11 protein-coding genes and 1 pseudogene are annotated in these 19,036 nt (G+C 65.3%); 8 read left to right on the top strand and 4 right to left on the bottom strand.

The window, feature by feature from the left end; translation table 11 throughout:
• Positions 1-58: 58 nt before the first annotated feature.
• A complete protein-coding gene (locus M3O59_RS16450) occupies positions 59-1,285 on the top strand; it encodes an acetylornithine transaminase (protein WP_116906848.1) in 1,227 nt (408 codons plus the stop codon).
• A gap of 400 nt (positions 1,286-1,685) precedes the next feature.
• Here M3O59_RS16450 and M3O59_RS16445 read toward each other — a convergent pair whose 3' ends face one another.
• Complete coding sequence (locus M3O59_RS16445; RefSeq protein WP_116906912.1) at positions 1,686-2,303, bottom strand: HAD-IA family hydrolase; 618 nt, start codon at positions 2,301-2,303, stop codon at positions 1,686-1,688.
• 297 nt (positions 2,304-2,600) lie between these two features.
• Here M3O59_RS16445 and M3O59_RS16440 point away from each other — a divergent pair, with 297 nt between their 5' ends.
• From M3O59_RS16440 to azu, 6 genes are all read left to right on the top strand, one after another.
• Complete coding sequence (locus tag M3O59_RS16440) at positions 2,601-4,883, top strand: TonB-dependent receptor (RefSeq protein WP_181920677.1); 2,283 nt, start codon at positions 2,601-2,603, stop codon at positions 4,881-4,883.
• Positions 4,884-4,953: 70 nt separating this feature from the next.
• Positions 4,954-6,561 carry a flavin monoamine oxidase family protein gene (locus M3O59_RS16435; RefSeq protein WP_181920676.1) on the top strand — a complete coding sequence of 536 codons (1,608 nt, stop codon included), beginning with the start codon at positions 4,954-4,956 and terminating at the stop codon, positions 6,559-6,561.
• Positions 6,558-6,983 carry a c-type cytochrome gene (locus tag M3O59_RS16430; RefSeq protein WP_064629171.1) on the top strand — a complete coding sequence of 142 codons (426 nt, stop codon included), beginning with the start codon at positions 6,558-6,560 and terminating at the stop codon, positions 6,981-6,983. Before M3O59_RS16435 ends, M3O59_RS16430 begins: the two co-directional genes overlap by 4 nt.
• Before the next feature lie 22 nt (positions 6,984-7,005).
• Positions 7,006-7,509, top strand: coding sequence for a RidA family protein (locus M3O59_RS16425; protein ID WP_116906909.1), 504 nt, complete (start codon positions 7,006-7,008; stop codon positions 7,507-7,509).
• Between the two features lie 30 nt (positions 7,510-7,539).
• Positions 7,540-8,742, top strand: a complete 1,203-nt coding sequence (locus M3O59_RS16420; RefSeq protein ID WP_116906908.1) for a pyridoxal phosphate-dependent aminotransferase — start codon at positions 7,540-7,542, stop codon at positions 8,740-8,742.
• Positions 8,743-8,949: 207 nt separating this feature from the next.
• Positions 8,950-9,399, top strand: coding sequence for an azurin (gene azu / locus M3O59_RS16415; RefSeq protein ID WP_064629168.1), 450 nt, complete (start codon positions 8,950-8,952; stop codon positions 9,397-9,399).
• 232 nt (positions 9,400-9,631) lie between these two features.
• Here the strand turns inward: azu and M3O59_RS16410 are convergent, their stop codons facing one another.
• The 3 genes and pseudogenes from M3O59_RS16410 to hemL form a co-directional block, all read right to left on the bottom strand.
• Complete coding sequence (locus M3O59_RS16410; RefSeq protein WP_249054375.1) at positions 9,632-10,822, bottom strand: FAD-dependent monooxygenase; 1,191 nt, start codon at positions 10,820-10,822, stop codon at positions 9,632-9,634.
• 74 nt (positions 10,823-10,896) lie between these two features.
• Positions 10,897-13,667 (bottom strand): annotated as a pseudogene (locus M3O59_RS16405) (LuxR C-terminal-related transcriptional regulator).
• 543 nt (positions 13,668-14,210) lie between these two features.
• Positions 14,211-15,500 (bottom strand): glutamate-1-semialdehyde 2,1-aminomutase, encoded by a 1,290-nt coding sequence (gene hemL, locus M3O59_RS16400; protein ID WP_249054366.1) that lies wholly within the window; start codon positions 15,498-15,500, stop codon positions 14,211-14,213.
• Positions 15,501-15,807: 307 nt separating this feature from the next.
• On the opposite strand from hemL, the gene M3O59_RS16395 reads away from it, so the two are divergent.
• Positions 15,808-18,987, top strand: a complete 3,180-nt coding sequence (locus M3O59_RS16395; RefSeq protein ID WP_249054351.1) for an outer membrane beta-barrel protein — start codon at positions 15,808-15,810, stop codon at positions 18,985-18,987.
• Positions 18,988-19,036 lie beyond the last annotated feature (49 nt).

The raw sequence follows: 19,036 nt of genomic DNA, 5'->3' as shown, positions 1-19,036 counted from the left end.
GCAGGCCGGCGAATGCGCGAGAATGCAGGTTCTCCCTTCGTTTCTGCGACCCACCACCATGAGCACCGCTGCCGATTCGCCCCTGTCCCTGGCGCACTACTACCTGCCGGTGTATCGCCCGCGCCAGGTGGTGCTGGAGCGTGGCCAGGGCAGTCGCGTGTGGGACGATCAGGGCCGCGACTATCTGGATCTGTCGTCTGGCATCGCGGTCAGCGGGCTCGGCCATAACGACCCCGATCTGATGGCTGCGCTGACCGAGCAGGCCGGCAAGCTGTGGCACACCAGCAACGTGTTTTTCAGTGCGCCGCCGCTGAAACTGGCCGAAGAGCTGGTGACCGCTTCGCGTTTCGCGCACAAGGTGTTCCTGTGCAATTCCGGCACCGAGGCCAACGAGGCCGCGATCAAGCTGGTGCGCAAGTGGGCCAGCAGCCAGGGCCGGCCGGCAGACAAGCGCGTCATCGTGACCTTCCGCGGCAGTTTTCATGGGCGCACCCTGGCGTCGGTCACTGCGACCGCGCAGCCCAAGTACCAGGAAGGCTATGAGCCGCTGCCGGGCGGCTTTCGCTACGTGGATTTCAACGATGTGGCGGCGCTGGAAGCGGCCGTGGCGAGCGGCGATGTGGCGGCGGTGATGGTGGAGCCGATCCAGGGCGAGGGCGGGGTGATGCCGGCCGCGCCGGGCTTCCTGAGCCGCGTACGCGCGCTCTGCGACCAGCACGATGCGTTGCTGGTGCTGGACGAGATTCAATGCGGCATGGGCCGCACCGGCACGCTGTTCGCGCATTGGCAGGAACAGGTGACGCCGGACATCGTGACCCTGGCCAAGGCGCTGGGAGGCGGTTTCCCGATCGGCGCGATGCTGGCCGGGCCCAAGGTGGCCGACACCATGCAGTTCGGCGCGCACGGCACCACCTTCGGCGGTAACCCGCTGGCCGCGGCGGTGGCGCGCGTAGCGCTGCGCAAGCTGGCGTCGCCGGACATTGCGGCCAATGTGGAGCGTCAATCGGCCGCATTGCGCGCAGGGCTGGAGGCATTGCATGCCGAGTTCGGCCTGTTTGCGCAGATCCGCGGACGCGGCTTGATGCTGGGCGCGGTGCTGGTGCCGGCGCATGCCGGTCAGGCGGGGGCGATCCTGGACCTTGCCGCCACGCATGGCTTGCTGTTGCTGCAGGCTGGCCCCGATGTGCTGCGCTTTGTGCCGGCGCTCAATCTCACCGATGCGGAGCTGGCCGACGGTTTGGCGCGTTTGCGGTTGGCGATTGCCGAGTATGTCGCGCAGCCGTGATGGATGCCTGCGTCATGCGCAGTGCAGGATGATTGGGCTTGGCGTGGGGTGAGCGTGCGCAGTCTGGTGGGCGTGATTGCGCGGGCTGTTGCTCGTTTGCTTTTGAGGTTCTGGCGTAATTTGGGGGCTCAGCTCGCTGCTGTGAGTTGGTTGTCTTCCGCCGTACCCTCACCCCAACCCCTCTCCCGAGGGGAGAGGGGCTGAAGGCATCGCTGTGCTGTCTGGTGGCGCGCGCTGCTTCGTCGGAGCTGCATGCAGTACCGCTGTTCGCTGCGGTTTGCGACGCTTCCGATCCCCGATCCCCGATCCCCGATCCCCGATCCCCGAATCCCGAATCCCGAATCCCGAATCCCGAATCCCGATTCCCGATTCCCGATTCCCGATTCCCCAATCCCGACACTTATCCCAAGCCGTGCCGCTTCAATACCCGCCGTACTGCGCGGGCGTCGCGCACGGTGTCGGCGTGCAGGCCGGCGGCGCGTGCGCCGCGCACGTTGACGAACAGGTCGTCGACAAACAGCGTGCGCTCGGCGCGTTGGCCGAGTTGCGCAAGCGCGCGCTGATACACCTGCACATCTGGTTTGCGGCCGCCGAGTGTGCCGCTGCATAGCACGCGGCCGCGCAAGAGCGGGAACAGCGGCGGCACGATCCGCTCGATCGCGTCCATCATCAGCGGGCCGTTGTTGGTGAGCACCGCCACCGCCGTGGTCGCCGACACCGCCAGCACCTGCGCCACGACCGATGGGTCGGCGCGGCAGGCGGCGATGCGGGCCGCGACCCAGGTGGCGCGATCGACCGTGTGCCCGAGCCCCTGGCTCAACTGCGCCAGATACGCCTGCGTGTCGATCGTGCCGGCATCGTAGGCGCGCTCCAGACCTTGGGTGAACAGCACCTCGTGCACCCGCTGCGGTGCGCAGCCCGCTGCTGCCGCAAGCGCGGCCATGCGCCGTGGCCGCGCGTAGTGCGCGAGCACGCCATCGAAATCGAGCAACAGCAGCGACGGTGGTGCGGGCGGCATAGGCGTGCTCGTGCAGTGGCTGCGCAGCGTTGTCGATTCGTGGCGGCATCGCAAGCGCGCAAGACCTGCTATGCCCGAAATCGCGTAGGTAGGTCGCCGAGAGACCTATTCAGAGTTCTGAATTCGGTAGGAACCTACCCGCCTGCGCCGACCCTACCCTCCGCACCGCGGTTGCGGCGGAACTGTGCTGGTTATGGTCGATGCATGCCGCATTTGCGGTGTCGGCCGGTCTCGGGGGAGCGCCCGGTCACTCAGCACGCTACACGTCTCCAGGGGTTTGAGTGCATGCGAAAGTGCCTGAATACCGATCACCTGGCGGCCTCGGTCGCCGTCATCCTCAGCACCACCCGCTCGCGCCACATGCTGGCGTCGATGACCTTGTTGCTGGCCGGCGCACACAGCCTGCCCGCCGTGGCGCAGGACGCGCGCACGCTGGATGCGGTCAGCGTGGTGGGCACCGGTTCCACGCGCACCACCGCGTCCATCTCGGTTGCCGAGATCCAGGCGCAGGTGCCCGGGGTGGCGCCGCAGCAGCTGTTGGCCAGCCTGCCCGGCGTGAACGTGCAGACCACCGACCCGTTCGGGCTATACGAGTTCGGCGATTCGATGACCATCCGCGGGTTTTCCGCCAACCAGATCGGCGTGACCCTGGACGGTATTCCGATCGAAACCTTCGACACCCGCGAAGGCGGGCCGATCACCCGTTACGTGTCCAGCGAGAACCTGCTGGACGTCACCGTGTCGGCCGGCTCGGGCGATGTCACGCAGCCCTCGTATCACGCACTCGGTGGTGCGATCCGTTACACCAGCCTGCCGCCGAAGGGCGGTGATAGCTGGAGCGGCAATCTCACCCAGACCATCGGTTCGGACGATCTGGTGCGCAGCTTCGTGCGCCTGGATACGCCGGATTGGTGGGAAGGCGGCCCCAGCGCGTACCTCTCCGCATCGCGCACGCAGGGCGGGGTGTGGGACATGGAACCGGCCACGCAAAAGAGCGACCACTTCGAAGCCAAGATTCGCCAGGCCTGGGACGCGGGCAGCCTGACCCTGGGCTGGATCTACAACAACCGCAAGGACTACGACGTGCAGTCGTACAACTCCGACGGTTCGGTGGCGTGGGATCTGCACGAACGCATCACCGGCAACCCGGAAGTGGATGCCGAGCATTACAGCCAATGGCAGAACGGCCGGCGCGATTCGCTGCTCAGCTTGCATGGCGATTTCCTGTTCAACGATGCGATCGGCTTCACCTTCACCGGCTACTACGAAAACAAGCACGGCTACGGCGTCGGCGGCACCCCGCCGAGCACGGCCACCGGCTTGTACAACGATGCCATCGCCGGCACGCCGGGCCGCACCGACATCGCCATCAACGACCCGCAGATTGTCGATGCCAACGGCAACGTCACCAATGTCGGTGCGATGACCCGGCGCGAAGAAATCATGGGCGGCGATCGCTACGGCGCGACCACGGCGGTGTCGTGGGAGACCGAGCACAACAAACTCGAAGTCGGCGCGTGGTACGAAAACTACGATTTCGATCAGGTGCGCCCGTTATACAACCTGGACCCGGCCACCGGCGCGCTACTCAAAGGCTCGCTGCCGATCGTCATCTACTACGACAACCATTTCTCCACCGAGGTGAAGCAGCTCTACATCAAGGACACGCTGCGTCTGCTCGATGACAGGCTCACGATAGAGTTCGGCGCCAAGGGCCTGGATGTCAAACGCGACTACAACGGCATCGCCAACCTGGACGATTTCAATATCGGTGTGCGGCGCAATGTGACCATCAACAACAGCGACTGGTTCCAGCCGCAGGTCGGTGCCAGCTTCCAGCTTGCCGAAGGCGTGCAGGTGTTTGCCAATTACGCGGAGAACTTCAGTTCCGCACCGCGGCTGGCGCTGACCTCGGGTGCGTTCAACCCGGAGATCGCGCCGGAAGAATCCACCAACATCGATATCGGCATCCGCGCCGAATCCACGCAGTGGAGCGGCTATATCGCCGCCTACAAGATCGATTACGAAAACCGCATCATCGCGCTCACCGACCCGGACCCGCTGGTGGTGGCGCCCACCGTCTACGCCAACGTCGGCGATGTGCAGACCTACGGCGCAGAAGTCTCCGGCATGTGGAAACCGGCGCCGGGCTGGCGGCTGGGCGCCTCGCTGACCTGGAACACATCCGAATTCCAGGACAACTACTTCGGCCTGGTCAGCGGCAACCTGGTGCAGGTGGAAGGCAACGAAGTGCCGGATTCGCCCAAGCTGATGTTCAGCCTCAACGGCGGTTGGGAAGGCGAGCATTTCTTCGCCAACCTCGACACCAAATACACCGGCAAGCGCTACGGCGACACGCTCAATACCGATCAGGTGGACGCCACTTTCATCGTCAACGGCAGCGTCGGGTACCAGGGCAAAGACAGTGGGTTTCTTGCCGGCGGGCGCTTGCAGCTGTCGGTCTACAACCTGTTCGACAAGGACGATGCGATCGGTGCGGTATTTCCCAACGAAAGCTCCGGGTCGTATCAGCTGATCGCACCGCGCCAGCTGTTCGCCAGCCTGGCCTATAGATTTTGAGGTGCAGCCGTCGCCGGCACGCATGCCGGCGACGCGCGTTTGTCCATGACATGCAGGGGAAATGACGTTGATGCAAGGTAATCACACGGGAACGATGACGCGGCGGCAATTGCTGGCGCGCATTGGCATGACCGCTGGCGGCGCGATGATGTATCAGGCGATGAGCAGCCTGGGCATGGCGGCCGAATCCAGTTTCAAGGGGCCATTGCAGCTGGATGGCGACCCCAAGGGCGCCTCGGTCCTGATCCTGGGCGCCGGGCTGGCCGGCATGAGCGCCGCATTCGAACTGCGCAAGGCCGGTTACCGCGTGCAGGTGCTGGAATACAACGACCGCCCCGGCGGGCGGAACTGGACACTGCGTGGCGGCGACCGCTACACCGAGTTGGGTGGCGCCGCGCAGCACTGCCAGTTCGATGACGGGCTATATCTCAATCCCGGCCCATGGCGCATACCGCATCACCACAAGGCGGTGCTGAGTTATTGCAAGCAGTTCGGCGTGGCATTGGAAGCCTTCAACCAGGTCAACTACAACGCGCTGCTGCATAGCGAAAAGGGCTTCGGCGGCAAACCGCAGCGTTTTCGCGCCATCGACGCCGATTACAAGGGCCACGTGTCCGAGTTGCTGGCCAAGTGCACGCAGCAACATGCCTTGGACAAGAGCGTGAGCCGCGAAGACCAGGAAGTGTTGCTGGAATCCTTGCGCACCTGGGGCGCGCTCGATCAAAAGTTCGGTTACGTCAAAGGCAAGGACAGCAGCGAGCGGCGCGGCTTTGCGCGGTATCCCGGTGGTGGCTTGTCGGGCAAGCCGGAGTTCTCCGACCCCTTCAGCGTGCAGGACGTGCTGCACTCGCGCCTGTGGACCACGCTGGCGGCCGGCAACAACTACGAAATGCAGACCACCATGTTCCAGCCGGTGGGCGGCATGGACCAGATCGGCAAGGCATTCGCGCGTCAGCTCGGCGATGCCATCACCTATAACGCCAAGGTCACCAAGATCGATCAGGACGGCAGCGGCGTGCGCGTGTCCTGGCAGGACGCAGCGCGTGGCGGCGAAGAACGCATTGCCAGCGCGGATTGGTGCATCTGCACGATTCCGTTGTCGGTGCTGAGCCGTATTCCGGTCACCGCCGGCGACGCGATGACCACGGCGATCGGCAAGGTGCCGTACGCGGCATCGGTGAAGGTGGGGTTGCAATTCAAGCGCCGCTTCTGGGAAGAGGACGAAGCGATCTATGGCGGCATCAGCTATACCGACCTGCCGATCACCTTGATCAGTTACCCCAGCACCAACTACCACAGCCCCGGCAAAGGGGTGCTGCTCGGCGCCTATGTGTGGGGGCTGGATGCTTACCAATTCACGTCGATGACGCCGGAGCAGCGCGTGCGCAAGGCGGTGGAATACGGCACGCAGCTGCATCCGCAGTATCCACGCGAATTCGAAAACGGCATCGCCGTCGGTTGGCACCGCGTGCCGTTCGCACATGGCTGCTTCGGCATGTGGAGCGAGCAGGCACGCGCCGAGCATTACGAACCGTTGTGCCAGATCGACGGGCGCCTGGCGCTGGCCGGTGAGCATGTGTCGTACATCCCGGCCTGGCAGGAGGGCGCGATTCTGGCTGCGCACGATGTCGTTGGCCGCCTGCATCGCAAGGTCATTTCCGGGGGAGGCCGCGCATGAGCCTGTTGCCACGTCTGTTTGCTGCGGCCGTTGCGCTGGTCATCGGCGCTGCGCTGCTTCCGCCCGGCCTGTGCGACGCGCAGGCGCAAAGTTCCGACGCCACGGCGCTGTATCCGCAGAAGGGGTTCGCCACCGCCTCCGGCGAGCATGTGTACCGCGCGGTCTGCCAGGGCTGCCACATGCCCGCCGGCAGCGGTGCGCAGGGCGCCGGCGAATACCCAGCGCTTGCCGGAAATCCCAAGCTGGCGGCTGCGCCCTACGTCACCATGATGGTGCTCGACGGTCACGCCGGCATGCCGGGATTCAGCGATATGCTCACAGATCGGCAGGTGGCCGAAGTGGTGAGCTATGTGCGCACCCATTTCGGCAACGACCATGCCGAGCGTGTCACTGCCGACGACGTCAAGCTGCTGCGCCACTGATTCTCTCTTCCAAGGAGTTGCCATGTTCCGTCCCGCCGTCAATGCCCTCGTCGCCACCGTCGTGCTGTCTGCAGGCCTCAGCGCTGCAGATGCTGCCGAGGTGATCCGCCACAAGATTCCCAACAGCGATTTCCCCATTGCCGCAGCGGTGGAAATTCCCGCCGGCAAGGCTACGGTGTATGTCAGCGGCAAGGTGCCGGCGGTGATCGACACCAGCGCAGCGAAGGATTCGGCTGCCGCCTATGGCGACACCAAGGCGCAAACGGTGAGCGTGTTGAAGCAGATCCAGGACCAGCTGAAATCGCTCGGCCTGGGCATGGGCGATGTGGTGAAGATGCAGGTGTTTCTGGTCGGCGACCCGGCCATGGGCGGCAAGATGGATTTCAACGGGTTCATGGAAGGGTATCGCCAGTTCTTCGGCACCAAGGAACAGCCCAACCTGCCGGCGCGCTCGGCCTTCCAGATCGCGGCGTTGGGTAACCCGCTGTACCGGGTCGAGATCGAAGTTGTCGCTGTGCGTCCCTGAGCCCGCGTTACCGTCCTGCTGGAGGTTGTCATGAAAACTGCTCTTTCGCGCCGCACGTTTCTCCGCGACTCCGCGCTGTTTGCCGGCGCCGCCGGTGCAGGCAGCTTGCCGCTGTTGGCCAGCGCTGCCGAACGCTCCGCTGCCATCGCGCCGACACCGGCAAGTGCATTGGCGCCGGTCATGATCGGCTCCAACGAATTCCCGGATGGCCCGTCCGCCGCTGCAGTGAAGGCCATTGCGCAGATCGCACCGCAAGGCGGGCGTTACCTGCGTGAAGTGCAGATGGAATTGATGACCACCTTGGCTGCCGAACTCAAGCTGCCGGTGGATCATCTGATGGCCTACGCCGGCTCCACCGAGCCGCTGGACTACACGATGCTGGCGTTCACCTCGCCCAGCGCAGCGCTCGTCACCGCCGATCCCACCTACGAATCCGGTTGGCGTGCGGCCGCACGCAATGGCGCAAAACTGATCAAGGTGCCGCTGCGCAAGGACTTTTCGCACGATGTGCAGGCAATGTGCGCGGCCGACGCCAGCCCCGGCGTGATCTGCATCTGCAATCCCAATAACCCCACCGGCTCGGTCACTGCGCGCAAGGATCTGGACTACGCATTGGCGCACAAGCCCAAGGGCAGTGTGCTGGTGGTGGACGAGGCCTATATCCACTTCGCGCAGAGCACCAGCAGCGTGGTCGACATGGTCGCCGCCGGCGAGGACGTGGTGGTGTTGCGCACCTTCTCCAAACTCTACGGCATGGCCGGCATCCGCCTGGGCTATGCAGCCGCGCGCCCGGAGCTGCTGGCCAAGCTGATGTTCTATGGCGTCAACAGCCTGCCGGTGACCGCTGCCGCCGCAGGGTTGGCCAGTTTGCGCGACCCTGCATTGGTGCCGCAGCGGCGCGCACGCACCGCCGCCACCCGCAAGGATGTGCTGGAATTTCTCGGCAAGCACGGCTATGCCTGCACTGCATCGGAGAGCAACTGTTTCATGGTCGATGTGCGGCGGCCGGCGGCAGGCTTCAAGGACGACATGGCCACCCATGGCGTGTTCATCGGCCGCAGCTGGCCGGTGTGGCCAACCTGGTCGCGGATTACGGTGGGCACCGACGCGGAGATGGCGCGCTTCAAGCAGGCATTCGTGCAGGTGATCGCCGGCAAGCGTGGCCCGCTGCCGGTGCCGGCGGTTGCCTCTGCAGTGATGGATCCGATGGATGGGTTTTTCCATTACGCGTGATGCAGGCGTGCGTCGGCGGCTCGGTCGCGTAAGGCCGTGTCCTCCGCAGTGACTGCCGATGCGCATTCCACGCAGGTGGCGCGCTTGATGCGTCGATGATTGCGCCGGCGCGCGATATTGGCAGTATCGTTGCGTCTCACCAGGCCACACTGCCGCACCGGCGCCGCGTGCGATATGGTTGCGATCTCTTAGTGCAGGAGTGTTCCCTTGAAGCTGTTTTCCACGATTGCCGTGTGTGCCCTGGTGCTGATGGCGCCTTCGGCCTGGGCGCGCACCTGCGCGGTGACCATCACCGGCAACGATCAGATGAAGTTCGACCAGAGCGCGATCAAGCTGGCACCCGACTGCACGCAGGTGGAGCTCACGCTCAAGCACTCCGGCAAGATGGCCGCCACGGTGATGGGGCACAACTGGGTGCTGACCAAGTCCGCCGACTTCCAGGCAGTGGCCAATGCCGGCGTGCGTTCCACCATTGCCGACAGCTATCTGCCCAAGGCCGACGCGCGCGTGATCGCGCACACCAAGGTCATCGGCGGCGGCGATAGCACCACGGTCAGCTTTCCCACCAGCAAGTTGAGCAAGGGCGGCGATTACACCTTCTTCTGCTCGTTCCCCGGCCACTGGGCGATGATGAAGGGCACGCTGATGTTTGGTTGAGCTGTCACGTGCCGCAGGTGTGCGTGGCCGCGGCAGGAGTGAAGTGTGAGGGGGGGCTGACGCGCGGTCGCGTCGCATGCTCCAGGGCGATCGCGACCGGAGTGGGCGGCAGCGCCAACCAGCGCCGTGGACGCTGCTTCTAGTTTCGGCGTTGGCGCATCAGCGTCAGCGTCTTTCGCCGAACGCTGTGCAGGCTGCTTTTTTAGCTGGCTTTTCCGGTCAAACGGTTAGTCTACTCGTAGCGTGGCAAGGCGATTGCGTTGGCGTCCCGCGCAAAATGGTTGTTGATGAACGACCTGAGCGCCGGCCGGCTGGCCAGGCGGATGACCTTGCGCAGCACTGCCAGCCCGAAGCGGGTATGCGGCCACAGCAGGCGCGGGACCAGCTTGGGAATGTTTTGCCCCTGTTTGACGAAGGGGCGCATGATGCGTTCGTAGCGCGCGAAGGCAGTTGCCGGCGTGTCCGACCTGGCAAGCTCTCCGGCAAGGACGTAGGCACCCACGATCGCAAGCGTGGTGCCGATGCCTGACAGTGCGGTCGGGCACCATGCCGCATCGCCGGTCAGGACCACCCGACCGTTGGACCAGCGGTCCATGCGTACCTGGCGCAGCACATCGAAGTAGAAGTCGTCGACGTCCGTCATCGCATCCATGATGCGCGGAAACTCCCAACCCAGCGCAGAGAACTGCGCACGAATGAAGGCGCGCTGCTGCGCCACGCTCCAGCTGTTCTCGTGACCGGGTCGCTTCTGGATGCCGAGATAGACTCCCAACTTGCCGTCGCGCGCAGGTTTTACCACCGCTCCCCGGCCGCCAAGCGTGTTGTATTGCCGCGCATAGACGCCGTCGCTGGCGATCTGCGGAATGCTGAAATAGGCAATCGTCAGGTCCATCCAGCGCGGCCGATTCTCTGCGGGAAAAACCAGCTCCCTGGTGTGCGAGCCGACGCCCTCGGCGATCACCACAAGCGCATAGGTTTCCTGGTGGCCGCCGGCAAAGGTGACCTGGACGCCGCCGTCGCGCTGCTCAATGCGTGCGATGCTGTCACCGAAGCGGAAGCGGACTCCTTGCGCTGCTGCGGCCTCGTAGATGATCCGGGCGATATCGCCGCGGCGTATTTCCATCTCCGCAGTCGGGCCGCCGTCGGTGTCGGAGTGCGCCGCTTCGAAGCGGCCGACCACGTGATTGTCTTCGGTGACCCAATCGGTGCCGCGCTCCCGGGTGCTGCGTTCGAGCAGCAACGCCTCCAGGCCCATCCGGCGCAGCACGTCTCGCGCGGTGCCGCGCACGTCCACGTTTTGTCCGCCATCACGGAACGCGGGTGCGCGCTCCACGACTTCAACATCGCGGCCATACCTGGCAAGCCACCAGGCCGTGGTGGTGCCGGCAACGCTGGCGCCAGTGACAAGGATGCGAGCAGCCATGCTGTGATCTCCCGATAAAGATACATCATACATGATGTATCTTTATCGGCGGAAGCCAGCGCCGGTGCTGGCGGTCAGCCTGGCGCCGTCTCCGGACTGCCGGGCCGATCCGCTGTGCGCAACAACCCGCGCTGCAAGGCCTGCGCCAGCGCGCTTTCTCGGCTGCGTGCGTCGAGTTTGCGGTAGAGGTTCTTCAGATGGAATTTGACCGTGTTTTCCGACAGGTGCAGGCAGCGTGCGATCTGCTTGTTGGAATAGCCGCGCGCCAGTTGCGCCAGCACTTCCAGTTCGCGTTCGCTGAAGATGTCGCCGGCCGGATCGTCGTCGCCGCTGAGGCGTTCGAGCAAGGCCTGGATGGTCAGCGCACGCGTGGTGCCGCCGACGGTGTGCGGGTCGTGCTGGCGTAGCGAACGCAGCATCGCCTTGGCCGGCAAGCCCAGTTCCACGATCGCCTGCCAGCTTTGCGTCAGCGCGACATGCTCCAGCGCGCTGTACAGATGCGGCAGGGCAGCGACCAGTTCGCCGCGTTGCTGCAGTACCAGCGCGATGCGCGCGCGGGTGCGTGCCAGGTGGCAGGCATTGTCGTTGGCCAGGCAGGCCTGTTCGATCTGTCCAAGGATGGTCAGCGCCGCGCTGCTGCGCCCGGCCAGGCGATGCCAGCGCGCAAGTGCGAAGCCCATCGCCGCGCGGTCGTGCCAGCGGTGTGGCGAGCGCAACGTGTGCGCCAGGCCGGATTCGCCGCCGGTACGTGCGATGAGCACATCGATCGCGGCGTTGCCCGGATGCTCCAGCAACAGCATCAGCCGCCATGCCGCAGCCAGTTCCGACAAGCGCGCCAGCTTGCGCCCGTGCGCGATCTGCTCGACATGCTCCAGCAACAACAATGCACTGCGCCCGCTGTGGTCGCGGAGGCGCTCCAGCCCCAGCGCGGTGCCGTATCCGGCGGCAGCACATCCATGCCGCCGTCGTGTTGCTCCAGCAATTCCAGCGCCGGATGCAGTAGATCGGCAGCGTCGTCGTGGTGCCCGCGTTCGTGGTGCAATTGCGCGAGCAGGCATTGACCGGCGGCTTCCAGCACGCGATCCGGTTGCGGGGTGCGTGCGCACCAGCTCAATGCCTGCTGGTAGCAGGCTTCTGCATCGCTGAGCCGGCCGCGATAGAACAGGCTCTGGCCCAGCGACAGCACTGCCTGGCTGGCCCCCAGCTCGCTGCCGCCGCGCTGCATCGCGTCGCGCGCGTTGAGTGCGTAACGCTCGGCCACCGCGAATGCGCCCTGCGCAATCGCGGTGGTCGCGCAGATGCACAGCAACATACCGCGGCCGAGATGGTCGTCTTCATCCAGCGCGTTGGCCTGGGCGGCGATCTGGGTCAGGCCATGCGGATTGCCGCAGATTTCATCCAGACGGTCGCGCAGCAACGCCACCACCACGGTGTAGTCACGCTGCAGCGGCTCGCGCAACGCGGCCGGAAAATCGCGGAAGCGCTCCAGCAACAGCCGCGCATGACTGAACTCGCCAAGCTTTACGTGCAGATGCGCCTGGGTGAGATTCAACGCAGGCGTGTCGCGGATGGTGCGGTGGTCGAAATGGCGCAACAGCGCACGCACTGCATGGGTGCCGTGGGTCAGCAATAATTGCCAGGTGCCGGCGCGCGCGATGTAGCTGGCGGCAAGATCGCCACAGCCCCCGCGTGAGGCATGCCGTACCGCTTCGGCCAGATGCTGATGGTCGCCGAACCAACGCGCCGCGCGTTGATGCAGCTGCCCGCTCTGGCCGGGATGTTCGCGCTCGAGCAGCTGCTGCAAGAAGTCGGCAAACAGCGGGTGATAGCGGAACCACTCGCGTTCGCCATCCAGGGGGATCAGCAGGCCATGAAAATGTTCCAGCCGCGCCAGCAGCCGGCCGCTGTCGTCGCGCTGGCGCACCGCATCGGCGAGCGATGCGCTGATGCGTTCCAGTGGGCTGGTGCGTAGCAGCAGGTCGCGGGTGTCCGCGTCCAGATCGTTGACCACCTGTTCGGCCAGATACGCCGCAACCTGTGCGCTGCGTCCGGAGAAACGCGCCGCAACCTCTTGCTGACGTTGCGCGTCGCCTTCCAGCCAGAGCCGCGCCAGATGCAGCGCCACCGGCCAGCCTTCGGTATAGCGGCGCAGTTCGTCCACCACCGGCGCCGGCACGTGCGTGCCAAGTAACGCTTGCGCTTCCGCCTCGTCGAGCGCCAGTTGCGCGCTACCGACGCGGCTGAGCTGGGCTTGCAGATCCAGCCGTGCCAGCGGCAGGTTGGGCACACGCCGGGTGGCAAGCACTAAATGCAGGCGTCCACCGCTGTGTTCGATCAGGCGCAGCACCACTTCGTCGACAAGGCTGCTGCCGAGCCGGTCGTAGTCGTCGAGAATCATGCTGATGCGGCGCGGCGCGGCGCGCAGTGCGCGAAGCAACATGGTCGCCGCTTCGCGCGGGTCCTGGTCGCGGTGGTGCAGCACCGCAGCGCACAGCGCGTGGTCGGCGCCAGCGCTCTGCAGCGCCAGCGCAAGATGGCTCAGGAAACGCGCCGCATCCGCGTCTTCTTCGTCCAAAGACAGCCACGCCGCCGCGCCATGCTCGCGCGCACTCAGTTGCGCATGCCACTGCGCCAGCAGCGTGGTCTTGCCGAAGCCGGGTGGGGCAAGCAACAGCGTCAGCGGGCGTGCCTGGGCCTGATCCAGCGCAGTCAGCAGCGCGCCACGCACTACCGCACCGGGGCGCGGCAACGGCGGCTCCAGCTTGCCGGCAAGCAGCCAATCGGGAGTGACGGGGGCGCGCGACGGTGACGGGCGCGGGGTGAGCAGCGCAACAGGCTTGAGCATGAGGCGAGGGCGGCCCTGGCAAGCGTCGGCAGCGCGCCGGCTCGACACGCTGCAGATCGTGGTGAAACAGCGGCAATGCAGGTGCATCGCCGGAATCGGCGACGACGGTGCAGCGCTGCTTCAAGGGTCCCCACCCATGCCCGTCCCTGAGCACCTTTCAGAAACATATGACAGCCACACGACAAAAGCAAAGCATGTGGCGCCGCGTTGACGGCGGCATCCCCACGGATGCGCCGCCCCGTGCGCATGGTCGAGAAACATTAGAGCGCGCCTGGCGGTGATTGGGGCCAGGCAGACACAGCGGCACATCACCTTTGCGACGCCGACAGGTGTTCCTGCAACACGCACAGGTCCGCGGCGGCTTTCGCCATGAACAGGCCGCAGCGCACGCACAACCAAGCCCTTGACACTCAGGGCAACGCGACTAGGCGCAAGCACCTAGCGCAACAGCAAGTCCGCCACGATCACACCGCGCCGTGCCGCGCCCCGTGAGCCGCGAACGCTCCCGCAATCGCCAATCCCCGATTCCCGATTCCCGATTCCTCAGCGCGCCACTTCCGCAAACGCTTCGCGCGCAGCTGCCAGCGTAGCTTCGATCACCGCCTCATCGTGCGCGCTGGACATGAAGCCGGCCTCGTATGCCGAGGGCGCCAGGTACACGCCCCGCTGCAGCATGGCGTGGAAGAAGCGGTTGAAGCGGGTCACGTCGCAGGCGGTGGCCTGCGCATAGCTCTCTACGATCTCGTCGGTGAAGAACAGCCCGAACATGCCGCCCACCTGGTTGGTGGTGACGGCGATACCGGCCGCGCGTGCGGCATCTTCCAGGCCTTCGCACAGCACGCTGGTGGCTTCGCTCAGGCGCGCATGGAAGCCGGGTTCCTGCACCAGTTCCAGCATCGCCAGGCCGGCGGCCATGGCGACCGGGTTGCCCGACAAGGTACCCGCCTGGTAGATCGGCCCGGCCGGAGCGATCTGCTCCATCAGCTCGCGACGGCCGCCGTATGCGCCCACCGGCATGCCGCCGCCGATGATCTTGCCGAAGGTGCTCAGGTCCGGCGTCACCCCGTACAGCGCCTGCGCCCCACCCAGCGCGACGCGGAAGCCGGTCATCACTTCGTCGAAGATCAGCAACGCGCCGTGCCGCGTGCACAGCGTGCGCAGATGCTGCAGATAGCCTGCCAGCGGCGGAATGCAGTTGGCGTTGCCCACCACCGGCTCGATGATCACCGCTGCCACGTCGGCGCCGATCTCGTCGAACAAGGCGGTGGCGCCTTCGAAGTCGTTGAAGCTCAGCGTGGCGGTGAGCTCGCTCAAGCCCGCCGGCACGCCCGGCGAGGTCGGTACGCCCAGGGTCAGCATGCCGCTGCCGGCCTTGACCAGGAACGAGTCGCCGTGGCCGTGATAACAGCCTTCGAACTTGACGATGCGATTGCGCCCGGTGGCGCCGCGCGCCAGGCGCACCGCCGAAAGCGTGGCCTCGGTGCCGGAGTTGACCATGCGTACCATCTCGCAGGAAGGCACCAGCCGGTTGATGGTCTGCGCCATGGTCACTTCGGCCGCGCAGGGCGCACCGAACGACAGCCCGTCGCGGATCGCGCGCTCCACCGCTTCCCGCACGGCCGGGTGGTTATGCCCGGCAATCATCGGGCCCCATGAGCCCACGTAGTCGATGTAGCGGTTGTCGTCGACATCGAACAGGTACGGGCCATCGGCACGCGCCACGAAGAACGGCTCCCCCCCGACCGACTTGAACGCCCGCACCGGCGAGTTGACGCCGCCGGGGAGCAAGGTCTGCGCCTGGGCGAACAGTGCGTGGGAGCGGGTGTGGTTCATGCGCGCAGATCCTTGAGAAATACCGATTGGGGGACATCGACGCCCGGCGGCGGGCATCGCGTCCGCCATTGTCAGGCCTGCGGCCTCGCGCGCCTACCCGCAGAACACCCGCCTACCCGTCGGAGTGGGCGGGTAGGGCAACCCGGCTGCCTATGATCGAACGCGACGGCATCGACAGTTTGGGCATCAGCTGATGGCGCGCAGTCATTGGCGCTCCGCTGTCGATCTTCAGAAAGTGTGATTCCGGTGGCCGTCGGCCCCCTTCATTTAGCCGCCTTGCCGGCAGTTTCCATCTTGGGGAGAAAGCATGAACCGTCGTATCCAGAAGCGTGCCCTGGCGTTGGCGCTGGTTGTGGCCATCGGCAGTGCACACGCCCAATCGACCACCGGCAGCATCGTCGGCAGCGTAGGGCAGGGAAGTGGCACGAGCGTGCTGGTGGAAAACAACAGTGGCCTGAGTCGTGAAGTGCCGGTGGACGCACGGGGCCGCTACACCGCCGGCAATCTTCCGCTTGGCACGTACAAGGTCACGGTCAAGCGCGATGGCGCGGTGGTGGAAACCCGGGAGAACGTCAGCATCACCGTCGGCGCCAACACCGATGTGTCGTTCGCTGCCAACGCTGCGGGGAGCAGCGTGCAGACCCTGGACAGCGTTACGGTCAGCGCCGCGGGCCTGACCACCATCGACGTCAGCAGCGTGGACACGCGCACCGTGATCACCGCAGAACAGTTGCAGCAACTGCCGCTGGGCCGCACCGCCGAAGCGATCGCGCTGCTGGCACCGGGGGTGGTGGTCAACAGCGGCGGCTTCGACAACGGCCCGCTCGGCGGCTCGCTGCCCAGCTTCGGCGGTTCTGCCGCCAGCGAAAACGCCTATTACCTCAATGGCTTCAACACCACCACCATCAGCAACAACCTGGGCGGCCTGACCCTGCCGTACGGCGCCATCGACCAGCAGGAAATCTTTACCGGCGGCTACGGCGCGCAGTACGGCCGCGCCAACGGCGGTGTGATCAACCAGATCGGCAAGCGCGGCACCAACGAGTGGAAGTTCGGCGCCGCCGTCATCTGGGAGCCCAATGGCCTGCGCGCCAACCAGCGCGATATCTACTGGCGCCCGGACAGCCAGGGCAGCACGGTCAACAACGCCGCCTACCGGTATGCGCGCGCGGCCAACGGCCTGTACCAGCCGGCCAGCGAGGCCGAAGCCAACCAGACCACCTACAGCGCCTACGTCGGCGGGCCGATCATCCAGGACAAGCTGTTCTTCTTCCTTGCCGCCGAGCAGGTGGATTCGGACGGCGTGCGCGTGGGCACCAACCGCGACACCGACAACGGCCGCACCGGCGGCCTCACCGACTACGACTACAAGCAGAAGCGCTGGTACGCCAAGGTGGACTGGAACATCACCGACAACCACCTGATCGAGGTGACCGGGGCCAGCGATGAGGCGGAGACCAACGGTTCGATCTATCGCTACGACTATGTCAATCGCACGCGCGGCAGCTATTTCACCGACGAATCCACCTGGAAGACCGGCCCCACGCTGTTCACCGGCAAGTACACCGGCTACCTCGGCGACAACCTCACTGTGACCGCGCTGTACGGCAAGATGCGCACGCCCGACGAGCTGACCCCGTTCAATTACAACGCGGCCAGCGGCCCGGTGATCAATAGCGCCGCACTGCAAAATCCGGCCTATACCGGCGGCACGCCACGCATCGGTAGCCAGCTGGTCACCTCGGTCAGCTCGCCGGACCGTGCGTACAAGAAAGACAATCAACGCCTGAATCTGGAATGGCGCCTCGGCCACCACACGCTCAATTTCGGTATCGACAACCAGAAGTCAGAAGGGATCGACGTTGGCTCGGTGCTGTCCGGCCCCGGCTTCGCCTGGACCTACGGCCAGACCAACGACCCCAATGGGTTGGCCACCGGCGGGTTGGTCAGCCAGTCTGCCAACGAAGCCGGCGGCATCGGCGCGCCAAGCCCGGGCCTGGTCGATCCGGTCAACGGGTCGAGCGGCTATTACGTGGTGCGCAATATCAACACCAGCCTGTATTCGTACGAAGCCAAGCAACGCGCCTACTACATCGAAGACAAGTGGCAGGTGACCGACAACCTGTTGCTGAGCATCGGCCTGCGCAAGGACGAGTTCACCAACTACACCCCGTTCGGCGACCCCTACATTGAAGTGGACAATGCCTGGGCGCCGCGCTTGGGCTTCAGCTGGGACGTCAACGGCGATTCCAGCCTGAAGGTGTTCGGCAACGTCGGCCGCTACTACCTCGGCCTGCCGCTGTCGGCAGTGAGTCTGTTTACGCCGGCCACCACGACAGACACCTATTTCACCTACAGCGGCATCAACGCCGATGGCACACCGGTCCTGGCGCAGCAGCTGGGCTCGGCGGTGTCGGCCAATTCGCGCTTTGGCCGCATCGCCGATGTGCGCACCGCAGTGGCCAAGGATATCGAGGGCGAAAATCAGGACGAAGTCATTCTCGGCTTCACCAAACAGCTGGACACCGGTTGGGTGTTGGGCGTGCGCGGCACGCATCGCCGTCTCAATGCGGGCATCGACGACCAGAACTATGATGTCGCCAATACCGCGTTGATCGATGCGGCGGCGGCGCAGGGCGTCACCATCGACTTCTCAAGAGTGGCTGGTGCCTCGTTGATCAATCCGGGCCAGACCAACACCTGGGGTGTGATCGGCACCGATGGGCAGTTCCACGAAGTGTCGGTCAGCCGCGAAGCGGCGGGTTTCCCGAAGTTCAAGCGCAATTACTCGGCGGTGGAATTCAACCTGGAGCGTCCGTTCGACGGCAAGTGGTACGCCAAGGTCAATTACGTCTGGTCGCACAGCTACGGCACCACCGAAGGTCAGGTGCGTTCGGACCTGTGGCGCACCGGCGGTGCACTGGGCAGCTATCAGGGGCAGGCATCGGTCTCGACCACGCAGAGCTGGGACCACGCGGCATTGATGGAGCACTTCAACGGCGATCAATCCAACGATCACCGCCATCAGCTCAAGCTGTTCGGCTTCTATCAGTTCAACCCGCAATGGGGCGCTTCGGCCAATTTCAGCCTGATTTCCGGTGCGCCGCATAATTGCCTGGGCAATTACTACGGCACCGAGTACAGCGGTCGCGATCCGGCCGGCTACGGCGGCAGCGCCATCACCGGCGGGCCCTACCACTACTGCTACAACCCGGAAACCGGCACCGGTGTGGCATCGCCTCCGGGCTCGCAGGGCCGCCTGGGCTGGATCGCCCAGCTGGATATGGGCGTGACTTACAAGCCGGCGTTTGCCGACGGCAAGCTGGCGTTGCGCTTCGACGTATTCAACATCACCAACGAGCAGACCGCGACCAACATCTATCCGTTCTCGCAGCTGCCCGATAACACCACCAACCCGCTATGGGATCAGGTCGTGGCCTATCAGGCACCACGCTCGGGCCGGGTAACGTTGAGCTACGATTTCTGATCGGATCACGCGGCAAAGGCAGTCCCGGCAGCGACGCGTGAAAGCACGC

The organism is Xanthomonas nasturtii (genome assembly GCF_023337365.3).
GTDB classification, from domain to species: Bacteria; Pseudomonadota; Gammaproteobacteria; order Xanthomonadales; family Xanthomonadaceae; genus Xanthomonas; species Xanthomonas nasturtii.
This window is presented reverse-complemented; position numbering and strand designations above follow the sequence as displayed.